Source organism: Saliniferula longa (genome assembly GCF_050789285.1).
Lineage (GTDB): Bacteria > Pseudomonadota > Alphaproteobacteria > Rhodobacterales > Rhodobacteraceae > CAVPWP01.
Map to the genome: position 1 here is coordinate 155,933 of NZ_JBOUVX010000001.1, position 18,057 is coordinate 173,989.

Below are 18,057 nucleotides of genomic sequence, written 5' to 3' on the forward strand. Positions count from 1 at the left end.
TCAATGATTCCTCTATTCGGGAATCATGGAAACGTATGATGCGGCACATGCCTTCGCCACGCTCGGCCATCCCGGCCGCCTTGCCGTATTCCGGCTGCTCGTGCGCTTTGCGCCGCGCGGCGTGCGGCCGACCGAGATCGCCGAGGCGCTGAGGCTGAAGCCCAACACGCTTTCGCATCACCTGTCCGACCTCACCGCCGCAGGCCTTGTTCAGGTCGAGCGGCAGGGGCGATCGCTTTACTACTCGGTCGACCTCGACACGACCGAGGGGCTGATCGGCTACCTCGCGTTCGACGTGGGCCGGGCACGGCCGGAACTTCTTGCCCCCTTCCTTGCTGCACAACGGGACCAGGCCATGCGCGACACAGACTTCGACGTGCTCTTCATCTGCTCGGGCAACTCGGCCCGCTCGATCTTCGCCGAAGCGCTCCTGCGCGATCTCGGCCAGGGAAGGTTCCGGGCGTTTTCGGCCGGAACGCGGCCGAACACCGCGCTCAACCCGTTCGCGCTCGAGGTGCTGAAGCGCAACGGGCACGATGTCTCGGGCCTGCGCTCGAAGCACATCGCCGAGTTCCAGAAACCCGACTCGGTCGAGATGGATTTCGTCTTCACCGTCTGCGACACGGCGGCGGCCGAAGAGTGCCCGCCCTGGCCCGGACAGCCCATCACCGGCCACTGGGGCCTGCCCGACCCCGCGCGCGCCACCGGCACAGACGCCGAGAAGGCGCTTGTGTTCGCGCAGACCTACGCCGCGCTTCGCCGGCGGATCGCGGCCTTCGTCGCGCTGCCGTTCGAAAGCCTCAACCGCCTGTCCCTGCAAGCCCGCGTCGATGCCCTTGGCACCGACGCCCATGACACGCAAAGGGGCTGAGCCCATGGCACGGATCGCGCTCAATGGCCTTGGCCGGATCGGCAAACTGGTCCTGCGGGACCTGATCGACACCGGCGCGGGGGGTGACATCGTCCTGCTCAACGACCCCGCGGGGGATGCCGAGCAGCATGCGCTTCTGATGGAGTTCGACAGCGTGCATGGCCGCTGGCGGACGCCGGTGGCCCATGAGGACGGCGCGCTGGTGCTGAACGGCCGGCGCATCCGCCTGACCCACGAAAAAACGATCGAGGCGCTGCCGCTTGCGGAGATTGGCGTCGACCTCGTCATCGACTGCACCGGCGTCTTCAAGACCGCCGCGAAGGTCGCGCCCTACTATTCGGCAGGCGCGAAGAAGGTCGTGGTCAGCGCACCGGTCAAGGACGGCGGCGCCCTGAACCTCGTCTACGGCGTCAACCACCACCTCTACGACGGCTCGCAGGCCCTCGTCACGGCGGCCTCCTGCACGACGAACTGCCTTGCCCCGGTGGTGAAGGTCATCCACGAGGCGCTGGGCATCCGCCACGGCTCGATCACCACGATCCATGACGTCACCAACACCCAGACCATCGTCGACCGCCCGGCGAAGGACATGCGCCGCGCGCGTTCGGCGCTCCTGAACCTCATCCCCACGACCACCGGCAGCGCCACCGCGATCACGCTGATCTACCCCGAACTGAAGGGCCGCCTGAACGGCCATGCGGTGCGGGTGCCACTTCTCAACGCCTCGCTGACCGATTGTGTCTTCGAGGTCGAGCGGCCAACAACGGTCGAAGAGGTCAACGCCCTTTTCGAGGCGGCGGCGAGTGGCCCGCTTCAGGGCATCCTCGGGTTCGAGCGTCGTCCGCTGGTGTCGTCGGACTTTACCAACGACCCGCGCTCTTCCATCGTCGACGGGCCGTCCACCATGGTCGTGAACGGCACGCAGGTGAAGGTCTACGCCTGGTACGACAACGAATGGGGCTATGCCTGCCGCCTGGCCGATATCGCCCGCATGGTGGCGGCCTCGCTGTGACCGAAGCCGCGGCACCAACGCCGAACCCGCTGCGCGCCTATGCCGCCGTCACGGCGGCCTACTGGGCCTTCATGCTGTCGGATGGCGCGCTCCGGATGCTGGTGCTTCTGCACTTCAATACGCTGGGCTTCACGCCGATCCAGCTTGCCTGGCTGTTCCTGCTTTACGAGGTGGCCGGGATCGTCACGAACCTTGCCGCCGGCTGGCTTGCCGCGCGCTTCGGGCTCGCGGCCACGCTGTACGGCGGGCTCGCGCTTCAGATCGGGGCGTTGGTGGCCCTTGCCCAGCTCGACCCCGGCTGGGGCGTCGCGGCCTCGGTCGCCTTCGTGATGGCGGTGCAGGGGGTGTCGGGCGTGGCCAAGGACCTTGCCAAGATGTCCTCGAAGTCGGCAGTGAAGCTTCTTGCCCCGAAAGAGGACGGCGGCCTCTTCCGCTGGGTTGCGGCGCTGACGGGATCGAAGAACGCGGTGAAGGGCCTTGGCTTCTTCCTTGGTGCCGCGCTTCTTGCGGTCGCCGGGTTCGAGGCGGCGGTCTGGGGCATGGCGGGCGTCCTTGCCGCCATTCTCGTCGCGGTCGTTCTGTTCCTGCCCGCCGGCCTCCCTGGCCGGATGAAGGCCGAGGAGGCGTGGAGCGGCTGGCGCTCGAAGGACCCGCGCGTGAACCGCCTTTCGCTTGCCCGCATGTTCCTCTTCGGCGCACGCGACGTCTGGTTCGTCGTGGGCATCCCGGTCTACTTTCAGGCGGTGCTGTCGGACGGCACGGCGGAAGGCCGGCGCGAGGCCTTCTTCCTTATTGGCAGCTTCCTTGCGCTGTGGATCATCGCCTACGGTGCCGTGCAGGCCGTCGCGCCGAAACTCCTCGGGGCGCGGACCCAGCCGGAAGAGGCGATGACCGCCAAGGCGATCTTCTGGGCCGGCCTGCTGGTTCCCATCCCCTTCGCCCTTGCCGCCGCCGCGCTTCTGGCGGACGGGCCGTCGCCCATGCTCACCGCCACGCTTATCGGTGGCCTTCTTGTCTTCGGCTTCGTCTTCGCGATCAACTCCTCGGTCCATTCGTACCTGATCCTGGCCTTCGGATCGGCCGACCGCATCACCCGCGACGTGGGCTTCTACTACATGGCGAATGCCGCCGGGCGGCTGATCGGCACGCTTCTGTCCGGGATCAGCTTCCAGTTGGGCGGCCTGCCGCTTTGCCTGGCCACCGCCGGGGTCATGGCCCTTGCCAGCTGGCTTGCCGCACGCCGGTTGCGCGGTGTCTGAGGGGCCGAAGGCCGCGATCAGGGTTCAAGCCGCGAGAGTGCGCGGTCGAGGGCGGCAAGGGCGAAGTCGATGTCCGCGGCGCTGACGACAAGGGGCGGGCGCATCTTGACGATGTTTCCGCGGATCCCCTCGCTGCCCACCAGCACGCCTTCGTCCTTCAGAAGGTCGATCAACCGTCCGGTCTGCGCCGCGGCCGGCGCCCGGGTGGCGCGGTCCGCAACCAGTTCAAGACCCACGGCCAGCCCCGTCGCCCTGACGCAGCCGATGATCGGGTGGCGGGCCTGCAGCTTTCGCAATCCCTCGGCGAAGCGCGCGCCCATGCGGGCGGCGTGGTCGGTCAGGTCCTGCCGGTCGATGGCGTCAAGCACCGCCAGCCCCGCCGCCGCCGAGACGTTGTTGCCCCCGAAGGTCGAGAAGAAGGCGGTGGTCGTCTCGAAGTGATCAAGGATCTCGGGCCGTGTCAGGACGACGCCGATCGGGTGGCCGTTGCCGGCGGGCTTGCCGATGGTCACGAAATCGGGCGTCACGCCATGGTGCTGGTAGCCCCAGAAATGCCCGCCCATGCGACCGAAGCCCGATTGCACCTCGTCGGCGATGCAAAGCCCCCCGGCGGCGCGCACACGCTCGAAGACGCCCGCGACATAGCCGGGAAGCGGCTCCAGCACGCCATTGGTCATGAAGGCGCTGTCGATGATGACGGCCGCCGGTTTCACGCCCGCCTCGGCCAGAGACGCGATCGCCCGGTCGGTGTCGGCGGCGAAGTCCTCGGCCGCCAGTCCCGGGTTGTTATAGGTGTCCGGCGCCATCAGGGTGCGGACATGGGGGGGCAGGACCCCGGTCTTGCTGGCCGACGGCGAGACGGCGTCGATCGCCTCGGTGATGCCGTGGTAGGCGAAGTCCTGGCAGAGAAAGCCCGTGGCCCCCGTCCAGGCGCACGCCATGCGCCAGGCGATGTCGTTTGCCTCGGACCCCGAATTGACGAAGGCGCATGCCGTCAGGGCGCCGCCGGTCAGCGCGCCAAGGCGTTCGGCATAGTCGAGCACCTGTTCGCCCAGATAGCGCGTGTTGGTGTTCAGCACGCGCGCCTGCCGCGCGATCGCCTCGGTCACGGCGGGGTTGCAATGCCCCACGATCGGAACGTTGTTGTAGAAATCGAGATAGCGACGACCGCCTGCGTCGGTCAGCCAGACGCCGTCGCCGCGGACCATGTGCAGCGGGGGGTCGTAGAACAGGTAGGGGCGCGAGCCCATCAGCCGCCTGCGACGCTCGAGAAGCCCCGACAGGGGAACGGAACGCCCGGGCGCCGGCGCCATCCCGCTGGCCTTGCGAAAATGGTCGGTCAGGGTGTCGGGGCCCAACGCCGCGATCTGCCGCATCAGCGCGAACGAGCCAAAGGCCTCGCCAGCCGTGTAGTCGGGGGTGTCGGGCGTGTGCGTCGCGCGATAGGCCATGATCAGCGCGGCGACCAGCACGCGCATCAGGACAAGGTCGTAGAGCGTGTCGGTTTCCGCGTCCTCAAGCGGGATGCGCGCGGTGAAGCCTGACAGGATCGCCTCGGTCGTGGGCAACAGGGTTTCCGCGTCCGAGAAATCGCTCAGCGCATTGGCCAGGTCGATGACGATCGGCCCATGCAGCATGTCGCCGAAGTCGATAACCCCCAGCGGCGCCTCGTCGGGCGCAACGACAAGGTTGTGGCGGTGCAGATCGGCGTGAAGCGCCTGCGCCCGCAGCCCGGCGAGGCGCGGCAGGGTCCGGCCCAGGAACCTGTCGATTGCCTGCCGCGCCACGCCCCGGTGTTCCGACGGCAACAGGTCGACGTGCCCGGACAACTGGCCGATCTGGCGCGGATCCCACAGCAGCGGACGCGCGTTGAGAGACGGGTGAAAGAAGCCCCGCATCGCCGTCTGAAGCTGCGCCAGAAGCGCCCCGATGCGGTGTAGCTCACCGCGCGACAAAGGCCGCTCGACGGCGATTTCGCCTTCCAGAAAGCTCAGCAGGTAGCACTGGAACAGGGCGCCGTCCGGGGCCGCGATTTCTGAGAGCGGGCCGCCCTCAAGCGTCGGCAGGACGCGCGGCACGTTGAGCGTGGGATCGACCCTTGCGATGTGATCCAGGGCGGCGATCTGGCAGTCAAGCTGGCCCGCGTCTTCCGAGCCGTTCATCACCTTGACGACGAAGGCGCGGCGATCGGGAAGTCTCAGAAGCAGGTTCTGATCGCGTTCGGAATAGAGGGGCTTCATGCGTCCGGTCAGCCCGTAGGCCCGGATCAGATGTCCTTCGACAACGGAGACCGGCAGGTCTGGCGGGTTGGCTGCGAGAAACTTCATCCGGCCTCCTTGGCCCCAGGTCGGGATGCACCGCATCCGCTGCGTGCGAAGTCTCGGCGACGCGCGAACGGGTTGCAAGACGCGCAATCCGCGCGGCAGGCGCAAGGGCGGTGCCGGGGCCGCGGGTCATCGGTCTGAAGACATCGCGCTTGACCCCCCATGACCCTTGAAATATGCCTCCGGACGCTGAGCGGGCGTTGTGTAGTGGTAAGACCTCAGCCTTCCAAGCTGATGACGCGGGTTCGATTCCCGCCGCCCGCTCCAGCCGCGACGTCGTGCGTGCCGCAGACGCGCGCCCGCGGCCAAGGGCCCAAACACATCCAAGGCTTTGCTGATCCTTGCCCCCGTCGGAAGGGCCGCCCTGGCCCATTCTGACGCAGCCTGACGCCTTGTGACGGCGCGGCGTTGCCGCTATCCAGCCTGAACCGGGAAGGGAGGATGCATGGCCGAGCCCGCGATCCAGTCGGAAGCCGAACGCGCCAAGTCGCGCAACGTTCGGGCGCTTGGCGCCTTGTGGCCCTTCGTGATGCCCTACCGGGTGCATCTTGTCGCGGCGCTTGCCGCGCTGGTCTTCACGGCGGTCGTATCGCTGGTCCTGCCGATTGCCGTGCGCCGCGTGGTCGACGGGTTCGAAACCTCGGCCGAGGCGCTTCTTGACAGCTATTTCCTTGCCGCCTTCGGCATCGCCGGCCTTTTCGCGCTGGGCTCTGGGCTGCGCTACTACCTTGTCACGACACTGGGTGAGCGGGTGGTCGCCGACATCCGCAAGGCGGTCTTCGACCGCATGATCGGCATGAGCCCGGCCTATTTCGAGAAGATCATGACCGGTGAGGTCCTGAGCCGGATCACCACCGACACCACGCTTATCCTCAGCGTGATCGGCTCGTCGATCTCGATCGCGCTGCGCAATGCGCTGATCCTTGCCGGCGGGCTTGTGATGCTGTTTGTCACGGCGCCCAAGCTTGCGGCCTTCGTCCTTCTGATCGTGCCTGCGGTGATCGTGCCGATCATTCTGCTGGGACGCCGGCTGCGCGTGCTCAGCCGCCAGAACCAGGACTGGATCGCGGCGTCGTCGGGCAACGCCTCCGAGGCGCTCCTGTCGGTCCAGACGGTGCAGGCCTTCACCCACGAGGCCGCCTCGCGCGGCGCCTTCGCCACGGTGACCGAAAGCGCGTTCCTGTCGGCGCGCACCCGTGTGCGCGTGCGCGCGGCGATGACCGTCATCGTCATTGCGCTTGTTTTCGCGGGCATCGTCGGCGTGCTCTGGATTGGCGCCCGCGACGTGCGTGCCGACGCCATGACGGTGGGCGAACTTGTCCAGTTCGTGATCTACGCCGTGATGGTCGCGGGCGGCGTCGCGGCCCTGTCCGAGATCTGGGGCGAGTTGCAGCGGGCCGCGGGCGCCAGCGAACGGCTGGCCCAGCTTCTGCACGCCGAAGATACCGTCGCCGACCCGGCCCGCCCCATCGCCGCGCCGCGTCCACTGCAGGGCAGCATCGCCTTCGAGGACGTGCGCTTCCGCTATCCTGCCCGGCCCGAGCAGGCCGCCCTCGACGGGGTCAGCTTCACGATTGCGCCCGGTGAAACGGTGGCCCTTGTCGGGCCGTCGGGCGCGGGCAAGACCACGGTCATCCAGTTGATCCAGCGCTTTTACGACCCCCAGGGCGGGGCGGTGCGTCTGGACGGGACCGACCTGCGCGACATGGCGCGCGCCGACTTCCGCCGCTCGATCGCGCTCGTGCCGCAGGACCCGGTGATCTTCGCCGCCTCGGCGCGCGAGAACATCCGCTTCGGCCGCCCCGAAGCCACCGACGCCGAGGTCGAGGCCGCCGCGAAGGCCGCCGCCGCGCACGAGTTCCTGGCCGCGCTGCCGCAGGGCTATGACACCTACGTGGGCGAGCGCGGCGTGATGCTGTCGGGCGGCCAGAAGCAGCGCGTGGCCATCGCCCGCGCCATTCTGCGCGATGCGCCGATCCTGCTTCTGGACGAAGCCACCTCGGCGCTGGACGCCGAAAGCGAACAGGCCGTGCAAAGCGCCGTCGACACGCTGTCGGAAGGCCGGACCACCGTGATCGTCGCGCACCGCCTTGCCACGGTGAAGAAGGCCGACCGGATCCTTGTCTTCGATCAGGGCCGGATCGTCGCGGAAGGCACCCATGGCGACCTAGTGGCGCAGGGCGGTCTTTACGCCCGGTTGGCCCGGCTTCAGTTCACCGAAGGGCTTGCCGCCGAATAGACGACGCTGCGGCACGCCCGTCGTGACGTGGCGTTCGCACGGCCTTCGCCGCTTGAACGGGGGCGCCGGTTTCCGCATCTTCGCGCGCAACATGCGACCGGGCCGTCCAAGGTCCGGCCAACGGCCATTCGGGGAGGAGACCGGGATGACGATTTTCGCGTCGCTGGCGGACGCCAAGGCGATCGAAGCGCAGATGGACTGGAGCGCGCGGGACGTACCCGCCACGCTTTACGGACTGCTTTCGCGCACCGCCGACAGGTTTCCTGGCCACAAGGCAGTGTCCTACCAGCTCTTGTCGGGGCCGTCGGACAAGGCCGAAACCCTGACCTGGCGCGAACTGCACGGCCGCGTCACCCAGGCGGCCAACCTGTTCCGCAGCCTCGGGATCGGCGAAAGCGACGTGGTCGCCTACGTCCTGCCCAACGCCAACGAGACGGTCGTGACCCTTCTGGGCGGCGCGGTCGCGGGCATCGCGAACCCGATCAACCCGTTGCTCGAACCCGACCAGATCGCCTCGATCCTGCGCGAGACGAAGGCGAAGGTGGTCGTCACGCTAAAGGCCTTTCCAAAGACCGACGTGCCCCAGAAGGTGGCCGAGGCGGTGAGGCACGCCCCCGGCGTCGAGACCGTTCTCGAGGTCGATCTGGTGCGCTACCTCACGCCGCCGAAGTCGTGGATCGTGCCGCTGATCCGGCCGAAGAACCCGGTCACACACCATGCCCGCGTGCTGGACTTCGCCGCGGAATGCGCGCGCCAGCCCCGGTCACTGACCTTCGCCGACAGCACGGGCGACCGCGTGGCCGCCTATTTCCATACCGGCGGCACGACCGGCATGCCCAAGGTCGCGCAGCACACCTATGGCGGCATGATCTACAACGGCTGGATCGGCCATACGATCCTCTTCAGCGAGACCGACAACATCATCTGTCCGCTGCCGCTGTTCCATGTCTTCGCCTGCCACGTGATCCTGATGGCGGCGCTGAGTTCGGGCGCACATGTCGTCTTCCCGACGCCACAGGGCTATCGCGGCGAAGGCGTCTTCGACAACTTCTGGAAGCTGATCGAGCGCTGGCAGATCAGCTTCATCATCACCGTCCCCACAGCGATCTCGGCGCTGATGCAGCGGCCGGTCAACGCCGACATCTCGACGGTGAAGACCGCCTTTTCGGGCTCTGCGCCGCTGCCGGTCGAGCTTTACAAGCGTTTCGAGAAGGCCACGGGCGTCAACATCATCGAAGGCTACGGCCTGACCGAGGCGACCTGCCTTGTCTCGTGCAACCCGATCGACGGGCCGAAGAAGATCGGCTCGGTCGGCATTCCCTTCCCCTATACCGACGTGAAGATCCTTGTGCACACGGTCGACCAAGGCGTGGCCGAAATGGCGGTCGACGACATCGGCGAGATCTGCGTGGCCAACCCCGGCGTCCTGCCTGGCGCGACCTACACCGAGGCCGACAAGAACCTGCAGCTGTTTCACTATGACGTCTATCTGCGCACCGGCGACCTCGGCCGGATCGACGCGGATGGCTACCTGTGGATCACGGGGCGGGCGAAGGACCTGATCATCCGAGGCGGCCACAACATCGATCCCGCCCAGATCGAGCAGGCGCTGGCCGGCCACGATGCCGTGGCGATGGTCGGCGCGATCGGCCAGCCCGATGCCCGCGCGGGCGAGTTGCCCTGCGCCTATGTCGAACTGGTCAAGGGCGCCAGCGTCACGACCGACGAACTGATGCAGCATGCGCGTGCCCATATCCACGAGCGGGCGGCCCATCCCAAGCACATCGAGATCCTGCCCGAACTGCCCAAGACCGCCGTCGGCAAGGTCTTCAAGCCCGACCTGCGCCGTCTTGCGATCACGCGCGTCTTTGACGAGGCGCTTGCCGCCGCCGATCTTGAGGCGCGCGTCGCCGAGGTGATCGAAGACAAGAAGCGCGGACTGGTGGCGCGTCTGAAGACGAAGGGCAAGGCCGCCGAGGAGGCGAAGGTCGCCGAGACGCTGGGCAACTTCACCACTCCCTGGGAGTGGGTGGACTGAGCGCTGCCCGCCGGCTGCGCGGTGAAGGCGCCTAGCGTTCGACGATCTCGGCGCCGTCCGTGATCTGGTCGCTGGGGTGGGTGACGACCCGCTGGCCGGCCTGAAGGCCCGACAAGATCTGCACGGAGGCCTCGTTTCTTCGTCCGGCCTCGACCTTGGTCAGGCGGGCGACGCCCTGGTCGGCCACGAACACGTACCAGTCCGCGCCCTGCCGGAACAGGGCCGAAAGCGGCGCCTGAAGCACGTCGTCCTCTTCCCACTCGATGAGTCGCAGGAAGACCGAAAAGCCGTGCCCCAGACCCGTGCGTTCCTCGGGCGGCGTCAGAAAGTCGAGACGGGCGTCGACGCGCTGTTCCTCGATCCCCAGCGCCGAGACCCGGGTGCGCGCGATCGGGTCGATCGATCGCAACTCGGCCCGCAAGGCGTTTGGCCCGCCCCAGCGCTCGACGATGGCCCCGGTGCCCGGGCCGACACGGATCGCATCGCTGGACAACAGGTCGGCCACGATCTCGAGGTCGGTCGGGTCACCGACTGTGACAAGCGTGGTACCCGGCGACACGGGCCGTTCGCTGACGACCTCGACCGACAGGACCACGCCGTCGACCGGCGCGGTCAGGCGAATGCAGCAATCCCCGGCTGCGTTGCCCGGCTGGCCGATCCCGGGTTCGAAGAGGGCCGCCTTGGCCCGTTCAAGCGTGCTTTGGGCCAGGTCCACGCGCGATTGCGCCGCCGACAGCGCCGCCTCGCGCGACGCGACCTGCGCGTCGGCATCCTCAAGCCGGGTGACCGACGCCACGCCGCGTTCCACAAGCGCCTGTGTCCGGGCGTACTGCTGGCGCGCGTAGTCGAGGTCTTCCCTGGCCTGGCGCACTTGCGACTGGGCGACGTCGAGGCCGGCCTCGGCCTCGCGCACGGCGGCTTCGGCTTCGATCCGGCTGCGCGCGTCGAGCAGGGCCGAAACGGCGGGTTCGACGATGGCAACGACGGTTTCGCCCTTCGTCACCGGGTCGCCCACGTCGACGGGCGCGCGCAACGCGGTGCCCGCGATCGGACTGGCCACGTCATAGACCTCTCGGATCCGGGTCTTTCCGTCGGCGTTGATCGTGACGCGCATCGGACCCGCGGCGACTTCGGTCAGGTCGACGGGCACGGGTTGGGTGCGGAACGTGACGTAAAGAAGCCCGCCCGCGATGATCAGGGCAAGAAGGGTCAGCACGACGGTGCGCAGGGTCGGTTTCATGGATCACTCCCGTGTCTTCATCACGGCGACAAGGTCCAGCCGGTCAAGGCGCCGCCGCACGATCAGCGCGGCGCCAAGGCTGGCCGCCAGCACGATCAGACTTGCATAGCTGTAGGTCTCGGGGTTCAGCACCAGCGGAATGGAATAGAGATCCGAGGTGAAGCTGTTGACCAGCGTCCAGACGACCATATAGCCCAGCGCCCAGCCCAATGGCTGCGCCAGGAGCGCCAGCAGCATCGTCTCGCCGATCAGGATGTACGAGACCTCGGCCTTCGAAAAGCCGAGGATGCGCAGGCTTGCCAGTTCGCGGGCGCGTTCGGAAAGCTGCACCCGCGCACCATTGTAGGCGACGCCGACAGTGATCAGGATGCCAAGGACCGCGAAGACCGTCATCGTGGTCAGCAGGTTCGTCGCGATCGTTTCCTGAAAGGCACGGCGGTTCTGCGTCATCATGATCGTGCCGCGCACCGTGGGCATGTCCTTCAGCGCGGCATGGAAGGCGTCGATCTGGCCCTCGTCGAGCTGGAGGTTGATCGTCGTCACCTGCGGCGCCTGCCGGAACAGGGCGTTCAGCCGGTCCATGTCCATCAGCGCCCCCATTCCGAAATACTGCGTCACGATCTGCGCGACCGGCACCTCGTAGGTGCCCCGGTCGCCGCCATGAAACTCGACCTCGATCATGTCGCCGATCTCGGCGTGCAGGCTTTCGGCCAGCCGGTCGGTCAGCACGATCCCCAGGGGCGGCGGCTCGACCGTGCGGCCCTTGGCGTCGACCATGCGGCTGAGGGTGGCGCCGGGCCGGCGGGCCTGGATGTTGGTGTCTTTCTCGTAGCGGCCCCGGCGCAGGGTGGCGCCAAGGAACATCTCGCCCTCGACCATCATCGCGCCCGGCAGCCTGCGTGCCTCTTCCACGGCGATTTCGGGCGCGTCGCCGCCAAGGATCAGGATCGCGTCCTGACGGTTCTGCTGGTAGAAGGCGCTGTCGATGATGACATCGGTGGAATCCCCGGCGAAGTTGGACGCCACCAGCACCGCCACGGCAAGGCCAAGACCAAGGACCGTCATCGCCGACCGGACCGGCCAGCGCATCACCGACCGCAGGATCATCACCGTGGGCTGGCTGAGGCGCATCGCCGCGATCAGCCGGTCGATCGACGTGCGCTTGAACCGCGGCGGGGCAGGGGGGGTCATCGCCACCGCCGGCGGCAGCCACGCCGCCGCCAGCGCCGCCCGCATCGAGCCCGCGACCGCCGCGCCGATGGCGATCAGCGCCGAAAGGACATAGACATCCTTGCCCATCGCGAAGATGAGGTAAGGGAACTTGAAGAATTCAGCATACATCTCGGCCATCGCCCGGGCCAGCCATGTCCCCGCCGCCCAGCCGATGACGATGCCGACAAGCGCGATCAGGCCCGCAAGCATCAGATAGTGGATGCAGATCGTCAGGTCGGAATAGCCCACCGCCTTCATCAGCCCGATCTCCGCGCGTTCAAGCGCCACGATCCGCCCGATCACCATGTTCACGAGGAACACGGTGATCCCCATGAAGACCGGCGGCAGCACATAGGCCAGCGTCTTGAGTTGCGTGATCTCGCCGCCGAGGAAAGCGTGGCTGATCTGGTCCTCGCGACCATGGGCGCCGTTGGAGCCGAAGGGGTCGAGAATGGTCTCGAGGTGGTCGATGACCGTGTCGATCGGCGTGCCGGGCAGGATCTGAAGCGACAGGGAATTGAACGCACCGGTCATGTCGAAGGCCGCGGCGAGCGTTCGCTCACGCATCCAGATCACGCCCATGTTGCGGTTGTCGGGCATCATCTGCCCGGGTCCGATCGTGTAGATGTATTCGGGCGAAAGCACGGTGCCGACGATCGTCACCCTGCGCTTCTGGCCGTCGAGGTTCACCGCGAAGCTGTCGCCAATCACATAGCCGTTCGCCTCGGCGAAGGGTTCGTTCACCACCACCTCGTCGCGGGCCTCGGGTCCTGGCCAGTCGCCCGACCGCAGCACGGGCAGGTTCATTCGCGGCAGGCCGTCGTCCGGGATCGACTGGATCCAGGCCTGTGCGGTCTCGACCCGGCCGGGCAGGTCCAGCAGCACAAGCGACTGGATGCGCGCCTCGGCGGCATAGACGCCGTCGATGGCCAGGATCTCGGGCATCAGGGACAGGGGGGCGCGCTGAACATGCGCGAAGACGTCCGCAAAGCGGTTGCGTTCGTAAAAGGCCGTGCGCGTGTCATCGAGCGCGCGGCTCATGCCCAGCGACATCAGCATGATCGACACGCCCGCGGCCAGCACCATCGCGATGGCGAGGGCCTGGGACCAGAGGCGCCGGAAATCCCGCAGAAGTTTCCTGTCGATCGCCCGCATCACGCCTACCACTCGATTTCCGAGGGCGCGACGCGCGTGTCGTTGACCCAGGTTTCGTTGATCCGGCCGTCCTGGAACGTGATCACGCGATGCGCCATCCTCTGGATTGCCGCGTTGTGCGTGATCACGACGGTCGAGGTCCCGAACCGGTCGTTGATGTCGCGCAGCGCGTCAAGCACCCGGATGCCGGTCTTGCTGTCCAGAGCGCCGGTGGGCTCGTCGCACAACAGCACCTCGGGGCGCTTGGCGATGGCGCGCGCGATCGCGACCCGCTGCTGTTCGCCGCCCGACATCTCGGCCGGGAAATGATCGATCCGGTGTGTCAGCCCCACAAGCCCCAGCGCCTCGGCGGCGGGCATGGGGTTCGGGGCGACATCGGTGACAAGCTGAACGTTTTCGCGCGCGGTGAGCGATGGCACGAGGTTGTAGAACTGGAAGACGAAGCCCACGTGGTCGCGCCGATAGCGCGTCAGCCCCCGGTCGTTCAGCCCTGTCAGTTCGAGATCGCGAAAGAACACGCGGCCTTCGGTCGCCTGATCGAGCCCTCCAAGGATGTTGAGAAGCGTGGACTTCCCGCTGCCCGAGGGGCCAAGGAGCACGGTGAACTCGCCCGCGTAAAGCTCCATGTCCACGCCCGCCAGGGCATGGACCTTCACCTCGCCGGTGTCATAGACCTTTGTGACGCCTTCCATCCGGAAGATCGCCTGTGGCTCTGCGCGTTCCATGGGGCGCAGCATTGCATTGGCGGTCGGCTGCGGCCTTGACCCGGATCAAGTGAAAATCTTCTGCGGTCCCTCGCCAAGGACGCGCGACCGGGGTAGGAGGCGACGCATGGATGCGACGGACGACGACAGGGTCATTGCCGCGCTGCGCGCCTCGGGGCCGCGGGCCTCGATCGGCATCGCCTCGCTGGGGGTGCTGGGCGCGTTCCTTCTGTGGATCGCGATCACCACGCCGCCCGCCGATATCGGATGGCTGGCCGTCCTGCTGGCCTGCGGCGCGCTGGCCTTCTGGGCGGCGTTCGAGATGTATCGTGCCGCGCAGGACGGGATCGAACTGACGCGGCGCGAACTGCGGACCACGGGGGGGCGGACGATCTGCAAGGTGGCCGACGTGAAGGGGGTCGAGCGCGGAGCGCTGGCCTTCAAGCCCTCGGGCGGCTTCGTCGTTCACCTCAGCGTGCGTCAGCCCTTCGGCTGGTCGCCGGGCATCTGGTGGCGCTGGCGGCGGACGGTCGGCGTGGGCGGCGTGACGCGCGGTGCCGAGGCCCGCGCGATGGCCGATATCCTTGCGATGGTGATCGCCGAAAGGACCTAGGTGTTGAGCTGCGGGTTGAGGCAGTTCACCACGGTCGACCCATCGTCGAACCCGACCTGTCCCCGGTTGAAGCGCGGGCGCGTCGGGATGAAGTTCGTGAAGGTCCGTTCGTCCAGCCCATAGGGCCGGCGCAGCAGGGGCACGTAGTCCATCTCGGTCTCGACGACGATCACCTCGGTGCCGACCGCCATCATCGGGATGCGGTCCTCGATGTCCGAGATCGCGGTGTGCCGTTCCATCCCGTTGCCGCGCGCCTCGGACCAGCACAGCACGAATTCGGTGTTGCCGGATATCGGATCGAGTTGCGCACCCACCACCGAAACCCGCAGCCGCGTGACATAGCGGTCGCGGTTGAGGAAGTTGTGCATCGCGGCCATGCCGTCGATGTACTCGGGCGTGATGTTCACGATCTCGCGCGAAAGCATGTCCGCGATCGTGTAGGCCGACTTCACGTTGATGTTCTGCATCTTGAAGGCATCCCAGAACACGTACATGCCGCCATAAGCCCACAGCAGGATCGGCAGGATGATCGCGGTTTCGGCCGAAAGCGTGGCGTCTTCGTCCTTCAGGAACTCGCGGAAAAGGGATTTCAGGACCTGCATCTGGATCACCGGCTGGGTTCGTTGACGAAGGCGCTGACGGCCACGATGGCATAGCCGTTCGGCCGGAAATCCTCGTCGCCCGGCGCGCCCTCGCTGGGGATGCGGTCAAGGATCGCGCCCAGGCCGAAGCCCGGCAGGATCGGGTCGACGTTCGCGCAAAGCCGCACGAGCATGAAGTCGTTGTTGCGACCGACGTCGTAGTCGGGGTCGTCGAAGGGGTCTGTCTCGGCGTTGCGGTCGACGCAGCGCGGGCGGTTGTCGAGCGGTTGCCAGGTGTCCGAGCTGACGACCTGAAGCTCGACCTGAAGGTCCTCCATGCAGTTCGGAACCAGTGTCGCGACGTCGCAGATCTGATCGCGGAAGGTGTCGAAGTCCGGCGGTGTCGGCGTGCCGATGCGGATCTCGCGCACCGCAAGGTCGAGCCCGCGCTCGAGCTGGACGTTGCGGATCATCATCAGTCCCGCCTCGATCGACGAGGCGAAGATCAGGAAGAGGGGCGGGAACAGCAGGGCGAACTCGACCGTCGCCGTGCCGGTCTCGGCCCGGAGAAAGCGCCCGAACCGCCGCGCCGCGCGGGTGCCGAGGCCGGTCATTGCGTAAGCCTCAGCTGCGTGATCTGGCCGGCGATCGACCGGAAGGCGTCCGAGATGCCGGTGCCGTCGGTTTCATAGTAGAACCCGCCGTTCGCCCCGCCCGTGGCGCAGTACTTCATGACCTCCTTCGCACCGGACGGCGCCTCGAAGGCCAGCGTGAAGATCACCGCGCTGGTGTCGCGCTTCACCGCGTCGCAGATGTCCTTCATCCGCTGGTCGGCGGCCGAGTACCCGGTGAAGTCCTCCAGGGCGGCGCGGTGCTGGTTGCGCGCGGTGTTGTCGGCGCCATCGAAGAAGTAGTTGGCGATGTCGTCCTCGGCGAACCAGTCGTGCAGCGTGATGTAGTCGATCTGACGTGCGTCGGGATAGCTGTCGAGGAAGTTCGCGCTGTAATACCGGTTGTCGCCCGTCGTGTTCCAGTGGCCGGGGCGGTACCAGCGCTGGCTCGACGACCGGTTCGGCATCTCGACGAAGAAGCCGTCGCGCCAGGTCAGGTTGCGGCCAAGCTGCGAATCGTACCGGCGATAACGGCACGAGGTGTCCGAGGGGCGCTGGTTCGGGTTCCAGGCCGAGAAGCAGCCTTGCGCGGTGCTCCAGGCTTCATGCGAATACCAGATGCGCGAGGGGCCGTTCTTGAACTGTTGCTTGAGATCGCGCTGAACCGTGTTCTCGCCGTCCGTCATGACGACCAGAACCTTCATCGTTTCGGTGGGGTCGTAGTCGTTCGGCCGGTTCTCGGCACGATCGGCGATCAAGTTGTCCTCGATCATCTCGGCCACGACCGGGCGAAGCGCCGGGTCAAGCAGGGCCGCGCCCCACTTGATGCCCAGGTCGACGGCCGTCCAGCCACTGGCGGTCAGGCTGTTGATATGGTTCTTGAGCTGGGTGACGCTTGTCGAATGGACAAGCATCGGGGTGCGGGTCTCGTCGCACCAGCGCTCATCGTCGGACGGTTGGTTATAGCTGTCGCCGCCTTCATGGAAGTGGCCAAGCCGTTCAAGCGGCGTGCTCGCGTCAACCACCACCGTGTCGAAATCCTCGTCGTCGAAGCGGATGCAGGTCGCGAAGTCGTGCGTGGTGTCGTAGGCCGTGATCGCGCCGGGATGCGCCGGCGGGTTGACCACCTGAATCGTTTCCCCGTCTGCGTTGAGGTAGTCGATCATCGGCCCGGTCACCACGACCGAGTGGTAGGGGATGATCGACATCGACGTGATGCCTTCCGTCCGCTCTTCGTCGACGACCGTGTCGATGAATTCGTTGGCCGCGCTCTTGAGGTTGATGAGCCGCCGGTTCGATCCCATCGACCCGGAGATGTCGACGACAAGCGAGATCTCGACGTTCTGGATCCGCTCGAGCGCGGTGCTTCCCGCGACCGACTGGAACTGCGTGACCTCGGCCGCACGACCCTTGCCCGCGGCGTCGAAATCGTCGCCGAAGATGCCGTTCACGTTCACCCAGTTGGTGAAGTAGTTGGGCGAGGTCACCCTCGAAGTGATCGCTACCTGGCGCGAGACAAGCTCGCCCTCCTGGCCGGGAATCGGATTGCCGTCCTCGTCGAAGACACCGCCGACATAGCTTTCCTGGACGTCGATCGTCTCGCGCGGCGGCGGCGTGCGCCCCGCCTTCACGTAGTAGTCGATGACCACGTCCCGGGGATCGAGCGGCTGGCTGAGCCCCGCTGCCGCCAGCGCCGCGCGGTCCATCGTGGCCTGGTTGATCACGCGCGACGTCTCGAAGCGCATCAGGTCCACGGCGAGGCCGCTGACCATGACCATGCCAAGGAAGAAGAACAGCGCGAGAATGATGATGCCACCCTCTTCGTCCTGTCGGAACCGCCGGGTGCGGCGCAGCGCGACGGACCCGAAAAGCCGGGCCTGCGTCGAAAGAGGAAGGGTCTCGCTGCCGTACGACTGGCCAATCATATTCCACCTACCTTGGGTCCCGGGCCTGCGAACACCGCATCCGGAACGGACCACCACACGTGAAAGTGGACGTCGTTATGTGGCCAAAATTGGGCGAGGGCCGCTTCAATCGACGATTAACCGCGAATGAACGACAATTGCGGCTGGCGTTCATAAACTGATCACGAAAGCTGTCCACGATCGGGAAACAAAGCCCCACGTCTCGCGTGTTCGTTTGCGCCCGGGAACCAAGGAGGAATTCGATACCCCGATGCGGTAGCCTGACCGAAGACG

At 66.9% G+C, this 18,057-nt stretch carries 13 protein-coding genes and 1 tRNA gene; 7 read left to right on the forward strand and 7 right to left on the reverse strand.

All coding sequences use genetic code 11. From position 1 onward, the window contains the following. Positions 1-25 precede the first annotated feature (25 nt). Genes ACRDNQ_RS00645 through arsJ form a run of 3 tightly spaced genes read left to right on the forward strand, consistent with a single transcriptional unit; the run spans position 26 to position 3,142 of the window. A complete protein-coding gene (locus ACRDNQ_RS00645; RefSeq protein WP_431826689.1) occupies positions 26-871 on the forward strand; it encodes a metalloregulator ArsR/SmtB family transcription factor in 846 nt (281 codons plus the stop codon). Between the two features lie 4 nt (positions 872-875). Continuing rightward, positions 876-1,883: an ArsJ-associated glyceraldehyde-3-phosphate dehydrogenase gene (locus tag ACRDNQ_RS00650; RefSeq protein WP_431826690.1), complete on the forward strand. Its 1,008-nt coding sequence runs from the start codon at positions 876-878 to the stop codon at positions 1,881-1,883. After that, positions 1,880-3,142 carry an organoarsenical effux MFS transporter ArsJ gene (gene arsJ, locus ACRDNQ_RS00655; RefSeq protein WP_431826691.1) on the forward strand — a complete coding sequence of 421 codons (1,263 nt, stop codon included), beginning with the start codon at positions 1,880-1,882 and terminating at the stop codon, positions 3,140-3,142. The genes ACRDNQ_RS00650 and arsJ overlap by 4 nt, the downstream gene beginning before the upstream one ends. 17 nt (positions 3,143-3,159) lie before the next feature. On the opposite strand, the gene ACRDNQ_RS00660 is transcribed toward arsJ, so the two are convergent. Next, positions 3,160-5,469 carry an aminotransferase class III-fold pyridoxal phosphate-dependent enzyme gene (locus ACRDNQ_RS00660; RefSeq protein WP_431826692.1) on the reverse strand — a complete coding sequence of 770 codons (2,310 nt, stop codon included), beginning with the start codon at positions 5,467-5,469 and terminating at the stop codon, positions 3,160-3,162. A 190-nt stretch (positions 5,470-5,659) separates the two neighbouring features. On the opposite strand from ACRDNQ_RS00660, the gene ACRDNQ_RS00665 reads away from it, so the two are divergent. The 3 genes from ACRDNQ_RS00665 to ACRDNQ_RS00675 all read left to right on the forward strand — a co-directional run bounded on the left by ACRDNQ_RS00665 (position 5,660) and on the right by ACRDNQ_RS00675 (position 9,743). Further along, a tRNA-Gly gene (locus ACRDNQ_RS00665) sits at positions 5,660-5,733 on the forward strand. 178 nt (positions 5,734-5,911) lie between these two features. Continuing rightward, positions 5,912-7,705 (forward strand): ABC transporter transmembrane domain-containing protein, encoded by a 1,794-nt coding sequence (locus ACRDNQ_RS00670; protein WP_431826693.1) that lies wholly within the window; start codon positions 5,912-5,914, stop codon positions 7,703-7,705. 145 nt (positions 7,706-7,850) lie between these two features. Beyond that, on the forward strand, positions 7,851-9,743 hold the full coding sequence (locus tag ACRDNQ_RS00675) for an acyl-CoA synthetase (protein ID WP_431826694.1): 1,893 nt from the start codon (positions 7,851-7,853) through the stop codon (positions 9,741-9,743). Positions 9,744-9,774: 31 nt separating this feature from the next. Here the strand turns inward: ACRDNQ_RS00675 and ACRDNQ_RS00680 are convergent, their stop codons facing one another. The 3 genes from ACRDNQ_RS00680 to ACRDNQ_RS00690 are packed head-to-tail and all read right to left on the reverse strand — an operon-like array spanning position 9,775 to position 14,075. After that, positions 9,775-10,983 (reverse strand): efflux RND transporter periplasmic adaptor subunit, encoded by a 1,209-nt coding sequence (locus ACRDNQ_RS00680; RefSeq protein WP_431826695.1) that lies wholly within the window; start codon positions 10,981-10,983, stop codon positions 9,775-9,777. Between the two features lie 3 nt (positions 10,984-10,986). Next, a complete protein-coding gene (locus tag ACRDNQ_RS00685; RefSeq protein ID WP_431826696.1) occupies positions 10,987-13,350 on the reverse strand; it encodes an ABC transporter permease in 2,364 nt (787 codons plus the stop codon). Positions 13,351-13,355: 5 nt separating this feature from the next. Then, positions 13,356-14,075, reverse strand: coding sequence for an ABC transporter ATP-binding protein (locus tag ACRDNQ_RS00690; protein ID WP_431826697.1), 720 nt, complete (start codon positions 14,073-14,075; stop codon positions 13,356-13,358). 106 nt (positions 14,076-14,181) lie between these two features. Here ACRDNQ_RS00690 and ACRDNQ_RS00695 point away from each other — a divergent pair, with 106 nt between their 5' ends. Further along, on the forward strand, positions 14,182-14,667 hold the full coding sequence (locus ACRDNQ_RS00695) for a hypothetical protein (protein WP_431826698.1): 486 nt from the start codon (positions 14,182-14,184) through the stop codon (positions 14,665-14,667). On the opposite strand, the gene ACRDNQ_RS00700 is transcribed toward ACRDNQ_RS00695, so the two are convergent. Genes ACRDNQ_RS00700 through ACRDNQ_RS00710 form a run of 3 tightly spaced genes read right to left on the reverse strand, consistent with a single transcriptional unit; the run spans position 14,664 to position 17,784 of the window. Then, positions 14,664-15,278 (reverse strand): TadE/TadG family type IV pilus assembly protein, encoded by a 615-nt coding sequence (locus ACRDNQ_RS00700; protein ID WP_431826699.1) that lies wholly within the window; start codon positions 15,276-15,278, stop codon positions 14,664-14,666. The two genes, ACRDNQ_RS00695 and ACRDNQ_RS00700, sit on opposite strands and share 4 nt — an antisense overlap. Next, complete coding sequence (locus ACRDNQ_RS00705; protein WP_431826700.1) at positions 15,275-15,862, reverse strand: TadE/TadG family type IV pilus assembly protein; 588 nt, start codon at positions 15,860-15,862, stop codon at positions 15,275-15,277. Before ACRDNQ_RS00705 ends, ACRDNQ_RS00700 begins: the two co-directional genes overlap by 4 nt. Further along, positions 15,859-17,784 (reverse strand): TadE/TadG family type IV pilus assembly protein, encoded by a 1,926-nt coding sequence (locus tag ACRDNQ_RS00710; RefSeq protein ID WP_431826701.1) that lies wholly within the window; start codon positions 17,782-17,784, stop codon positions 15,859-15,861. The genes ACRDNQ_RS00705 and ACRDNQ_RS00710 overlap by 4 nt, the downstream gene beginning before the upstream one ends. Between the last annotated feature and the right edge of the window lie 273 nt (positions 17,785-18,057).